The organism is Hyphomonas sp. (assembly GCF_040882205.1).
In the GTDB taxonomy this organism is placed as follows: Bacteria; Pseudomonadota; Alphaproteobacteria; order Caulobacterales; family Hyphomonadaceae; genus Hyphomonas.
Map to the genome: position 1 here is coordinate 1 of NZ_JBBEBT010000164.1, position 4,168 is coordinate 4,168.

5 protein-coding genes are annotated in these 4,168 nt (G+C 64.3%); all 5 read left to right on the top strand.

The genetic code is table 11. The features are described 5' to 3' along the window. A partial coding sequence (locus tag WEA77_RS06600; protein ID WP_368067076.1) for an NAD(P)H-dependent flavin oxidoreductase occupies positions 1 to 469 on the top strand: 469 nt, incomplete at its 5' end. 157 nt (positions 470 to 626) lie between these two features. After that, positions 627 to 1,934 carry a DNA recombination protein RmuC gene (locus WEA77_RS06605; protein WP_368067077.1) on the top strand — a complete coding sequence of 436 codons (1,308 nt, stop codon included), beginning with the start codon at positions 627 to 629 and terminating at the stop codon, positions 1,932 to 1,934. Between the two features lie 43 nt (positions 1,935 to 1,977). Then, entirely contained in the window at positions 1,978 to 2,508 is a 531-nt protein-coding gene (def, locus tag WEA77_RS06610; protein WP_368067078.1) for a peptide deformylase, read from the top strand. A gap of 42 nt (positions 2,509 to 2,550) precedes the next feature. Next, the gene (fmt, locus tag WEA77_RS06615) at positions 2,551 to 3,498 is read left to right on the top strand and encodes a methionyl-tRNA formyltransferase (protein WP_368067079.1); all 948 of its coding nucleotides are present in this window, start codon (positions 2,551 to 2,553) and stop codon (positions 3,496 to 3,498) included. Between the two features lie 272 nt (positions 3,499 to 3,770). Further along, positions 3,771 to 3,920: a hypothetical protein gene (locus WEA77_RS06620; RefSeq protein WP_368067080.1), complete on the top strand. Its 150-nt coding sequence runs from the start codon at positions 3,771 to 3,773 to the stop codon at positions 3,918 to 3,920. Positions 3,921 to 4,168 lie beyond the last annotated feature (248 nt).

Below are 4,168 nucleotides of genomic sequence, written 5' to 3' on the forward strand. Positions count from 1 at the left end.
TCCCTTCATTGCCTCGGGTGGCATGGCGGATGGCCGCTCGCTGGTCGCGGCGATGGCCCTCGGCGCCGAGGGCATCAACATGGGCACGCGTTTCATCGCGACGAAGGAAGCCCCGGTCCACGAGAATGTGAAGCAGGCCCTCGTTGCCGCCTCCGAACTCGACACCCGCCTCGTCATGCGCCCGCTGCGCAATACCGAGCGCGTGCTGACAAACCCCGCCGTCGAGCGTCTCCTTCTCAAGGAGAAGGAACTCGGCACGGCGCTCAAGTTCGAGGACATCATCGAGGAAGTGGCCGGCGTCTATCCGAAGATCATGCTGGACGGGCAGATGGATGCCGGCGCCTGGTCGTGCGGCATGGTTGCGGGCCTGATCTATGATATCCCGACCTGCCAGGAGCTGATCGACCGGATCATGGCCGAGGCCGAGGAAATCATCTCCAAGCGCCTCGCAGGCTTCCTGAAAAACTGAGCATCGGTGCGGTGTTCCCGTTCTGATCACGGCTGTTAACCTCTGCATTTCCCGGCTGCGGAATTCCCCAGTCGGGGGCAGAGCGCTCGGCTGTCAGGTGTAGACAGCGTGCACGCGTTCCAATTATGTTCTGGCGACCCATCCTGAAGGATCCGCCATGACCCCAGTTATCGTGATCGGTTCGGCCGGGTTCGACATCGCGCATGTCGTCCTGCTGCTCACAGCCCTCGGGCTTGCCGTTTACCTTTGGCAAGGCCGCCAGCGCGCCGGGTTCGAGCGCGAAGAGCTGGACCGGCTGCGCCAGCGGGAGAAAACGCTCGAGGTGGTTGCGCGCGAGGCGGAGCTGAAACTGGCGGAGACAAAAGCGCGAAGCGAAGCCGACGAAGCAAAGTTCGCCCAGATGGCGCAAAGTGTCCTCGCGCAGGCGAACGAGCAGTTCCTGCAACTGGCCAACGAGACCTTCACGAGACACAAGGAAGGCACGCAGAGCCATATCCGCGAGCTGGTCAAACCCATCGGCCTCAGCCTTGAGGAGTTTGCAAAGCGCGTCGGCGAGCTGGAGAAGGTGCGGGTGGAGGACAAGTCGGCCCTGCAGACGCAGGTGCTGGCCATCGGCGAAAGCCTGAAGCGAAACACGCAGGAAACCAACAAGCTGGTTACCGCCCTCTCCGCGCCGAAGGGCGGTGGGCGCTGGGGCGAGATGACCCTTCGCAATGTGATGGAACAGGCGGGCCTGTCGGAGCACTGCGACTTTGCCGAACAGGTGAACGACCAGACCGAAGCCGGCCGCCAGCGTCCGGATGCAATTATCCGCCTGCCGGGCGACCGGCAGATCGTGGTCGACTCGAAGGTGTCGCTGGACGCCTATCTCGCCGCGCATTCGGCCACTGAGCCGGCGCAGATCGATACCCACCTGAAGGCGCACGCCGTCAGCGTGCAGCGCCATGTGCAGACGCTGTCGTCGAAGGACTACCAGGCCAATCTCGGCAACCGGTTCGACTATGTGGTGATGTTCATTCCCGGCGAGAATTTCTTCGCCGAAGCCCTGAAACATGCGCCGGACCTGATCGAGAAGGCGATGAATAAGTCGGTGATCGTGACCACGCCGACAACGCTGATCGCGCTCGCCCGCACAGTCGCGCATCTCTGGCGCCAGCATCACCAGAACGAGAATGCACAGGCCGCTGCCGACGAGGCGATGACGCTCTACACCCGCATCGGCAAGGTGCTGGAGCATATGGACAAGCTGGGCAAGCAGCTGAACGGTTCGGTCGAAGCCTATAACAAGATGGTCGGCTCGGTCGAAACCCGCGTCGTGCCAAGTCTGCGCAAGATGGAAAGCCTGAAGATAACGGCCGAGGAAGCCGCCCCGGAGGATCCGCAACTGATCGAAAAGCGCGCCAGTGCGATGCGCCGGGCCCCGGAACTCGGCTTTGCGGGCCCGGAAGACGTTGCGGCGGAGTAATCCCCCCGTTGACGCGCGCGGAAGGCATGCATATCTGACCCTCATGGCGATCCGCGAAATCCTCACTGTACCTGATCCGCGCCTGAAACAGGTGTCGAAGCCCGTCGAGGGCGGCGTCACCGATGCGCACCGGGCGCTGATGGATGACATGCTGGAGACAATGTATGACGCGCCCGGCATCGGCCTGGCGGCTATCCAGATCGGCGTGCCGCTGCGCATAATCGTGATGGATCTTGCCCGCGAAGACGAGGAGAAGGCGCCGCGCTATTTCGTGAACCCGGAGATCCTCGAAACCGTCGAGGAAAAGAAACCCTATGAAGAGGGCTGCCTGTCGGTGCCGGACATCTTCGACGAGGTCGAGCGCCCCATCCGCTGCCGCCTGCGCTATCTCGACTATCACGGCAACCTGGCCGAGGAATGGGCCGAGGACCTCTATGCCGTCTGCATTCAGCACGAGATTGACCATCTCAAAGGCACTTTGTTTATCGATTACCTCTCGCGCCTGAAACGCGACCGTGCGATCGAGAAGGTGAAGAAGGCGAAGCTGCGCGCCATCCGCGAAGACGCGAATTAGGTTCGCTTTCCAAGTCCGCACTTTGCCGATAGATCGGCGCTCATGACCAAGCCGCTCCGCATCGCCTTCATGGGAAGCCCTTCCATCGCGCAGGGCGTGCTGGAAGCCTTGATCGCAGCGGGCCACGAGATCGCATGCGTCTATTCCCAGCCGCCGCGTCCGTCCGGCCGGGGGCAGAAGCTCACGCCGACTCCGGTGAATGCCTTTGCCGAGGCGCGCGGCCTCGAAGTGCGCATACCGAAATCGCTGAAGAAGCTGGAGGAACAGGCGGCCTTCGCGGCACTCGGTCTGGATGCGGCGGTCGTCGTGGCTTATGGCCTGATCCTGCCGCAGCCGATCCTCGATGCGCCGCGCCTTGGCTGTCTCAACATGCATGCATCCATCCTGCCGCGCTGGCGGGGCGCGGCGCCGATCCAGCGCGCGATCATGGCAGGCGATTGCGAAACCGGCGTGGACGCGATGCTGATGGAAGCAGGGCTCGATACCGGCCCCGTACTCGCCTCCGTCCGTACGCAGATCACCCGCACGGACACCGCCGGCACGCTGCACGATCGGCTCGCAGCGCTGGCTGCTGAACTTGCTCCGCGCGCGCTGGCGGGCCTTGCCGATGGCAGCCTGAAGCCCGTCCCGCAAACCGAAGTTGGCATGACCTACGCCGCCAAGGTCACCGCCGACGACCAGCGTGTCGACTGGACGCGCCCCGCCGCCGAGGTCGACTGCCGGATACGCGGTCTTGCGCCGGCGCCCGGCGCCTGGTGCGAGGCGGATCCCGGGCAGGGGCCCGTGCGTTTCAAACTCCTCTTCAGTGAACTGACGGACCTCCGGAACCCGGCCCCGCCCGGTACACTGCTCGATGACCGGCTCGCGGTCGCCTGCGGCGATGGCCGCGCCGTCCGCCTCCTGAAGCTCCAGAAACCAGGCGGCAAACCCCTCGTCGCGCGCGACTTCCTCGCCGGCACGTCGCTCGCCGCTGGAGGCCGCCTGAACTGACAGGGCCAACCGGTTGACACGTCTTGCAGGCGCCGCGAACAGTTCGGCGCAGGGCAGGGGACATCACATGACCGCAGACACGATCAGCGCCGCGCCTGCCGCGGTCCGTAGCGAGCGGCCGCAATTCTTTGCCCGTTCGGCGCTCGTCATGGGCGTCATCGTCCTCCTCAGCTTCCCGCTGACCTATTACTGGCCTGTTGCCACAGGTGCGGACACGTTCCAGACGCTGCAACATATGCACGCCATCGCGTTCTTCGCCTGGATCGGGCTCTATGTGTGGCAGACAGAGATTATCGCGCGCGGCCAGATCGCGCGCCACCCTCGAGATCGGTCTCGCCGGCTTTGCGCTGACGGGCGCGCTGATCCCGCTCGGCTTGTGGGCCGCGCAGCGCGCCGCCGCGCGCCGCACAGGCACGATGTAGCACCCTTACGAGTTCACCTGGTACAACGTCATCGATATGATGATGTTCACGGTAAGGATGATCGCCGCCATCCTGCCAGTTACCCGCCACAAGGAATGGCACTGCCGGTTCACCTTAGTGGCTGCGCTCACAGCGCCTGGACCGCGCGCAGCGACTTGTGGAACAATCTCGCCCCGGCCTGATAGACCCGCCCTGAGGTCTCGCGCATGACTGGCTTCTTCACCCGCGCCGACACACCGGTGGACATG

What these genes read in the sequence shown, in the direction of transcription:
- WEA77_RS06605 (WP_368067077.1), top strand. Translation starts at nt 627, where the DNA reads ATGACCCCAGTTATCGTGATCGGTTCGGCCGGGTTCGACATCGCGCAT.
- def (WP_368067078.1), top strand. Translation starts at nt 1,978, where the DNA reads ATGGCGATCCGCGAAATCCTCACTGTACCTGATCCGCGCCTGAAACAG.
- fmt (WP_368067079.1), top strand. Translation starts at nt 2,551, where the DNA reads ATGACCAAGCCGCTCCGCATCGCCTTCATGGGAAGCCCTTCCATCGCG.
- WEA77_RS06620 (WP_368067080.1), top strand. Translation starts at nt 3,771, where the DNA reads ATGTGTGGCAGACAGAGATTATCGCGCGCGGCCAGATCGCGCGCCACC.